Annotated in this window: 1 protein-coding gene; it reads right to left on the bottom strand. The window is 37.8% G+C overall.

The window, feature by feature from the left end:
* Positions 1-83 precede the first annotated feature (83 nt).
* Positions 84-1,127: group II intron reverse transcriptase (locus A1D26_RS09620; protein ID WP_232516785.1), on the bottom strand; the 1,044-nt coding region annotated here is incomplete at its 5' end.

Here is a 1,127-nt window from a genome sequence, read left to right as displayed (position 1 = left end):
GTCGGGTAGCGAAAATATATTACTACATTTCCGCCCCCTAAGAACTGTACGAGCAAATTTCTCTGCATACAGCTCAAGCCTTTCTATTGACTATAAATAGTCGGCTTTACAACATCCAAATTCAAAGCGTGAATTTTAACGTGGCAATTTGGGTGTACTAAACAGCGATTACTTAACGCATTACTTCCTCCAAACATTCTGTACACAATATGATGGTCGTGCCAGCCTGTTTCTTTGGTTATTGGTAAACCACATAACGCACATTTTCCACGTTGGTCTTTATACAAAGCTTGCCATTGTCGTCTATGTGATTGTTCATCATACAAACGTTCTTGGCTAAGTTTTTCCCCATATAATTCCCATTCAGGTAAAAATGGATTGTATTCAGACTGAATTTTAACGTGTCGTTTGATTTTAACTGCACTACAATAGAATAAATCTATTGGGCTTGTTTCCCCTTTTTCATTGGTATATACAGTGCCAAATACCCAACTTCGAGTTGCCGTGGTGCAAAAGTATTTCTCTTTTATCCACTTTACTCCTTTATTGTGATGTCGCCGTTTACACCATTTCCATAAGGCTCGCCAAACTAATGCGTCCATTCGTCCAAATGCCTTACTCGCCACCTGACTTCGATGATAATTCGCCCAACCTCTTAACATCGGATTGAGTACCCTTATTAAGTCTTCTTGTTTCGCCATTTTCATTTTGGAAATCACTGTTTTGACTTTGCTATAAAATGCTTTAACATTCTTTTTGCTCGGTCGATTTAGTATTTTTCCTTTGAAACGTCTTACATTCCAACCTAGAAAATCAAACCCTTGCTCAATATGCACTACTCTTGTCTTTTCTTCTGATAAGGATAATCCCCTTTCTTTTAAAAAGCCTTTAATGAGTGGTATAACTTCTTGCTCAAGTAATTCTTTCGTTTTACCTGATACAATAAAATCATCTGCATATCTTACTAAATAGGTTTTACTCTCTCGAATTTTCCGACTGCCTTTTTTCCCAAAATGAGTTTCTAACAGTTTTTCCAATCCGTCTAGTGCCATATTAGCAAGTGTAGGCGATATAATCCCACCTTGCGGTGTGCCTTCTTCTGTCCGTTTTAATCGTCCAAATTCGAC

The sequence above is a fragment of the Ursidibacter maritimus genome, from assembly GCF_009761395.1.
Classification (GTDB): Bacteria; Pseudomonadota; Gammaproteobacteria; order Enterobacterales; family Pasteurellaceae; genus Ursidibacter; species Ursidibacter maritimus.
The sequence above is the reverse complement of the archived record's forward strand: the minus strand, read 5'-3'. Positions and strand labels throughout refer to the sequence as shown.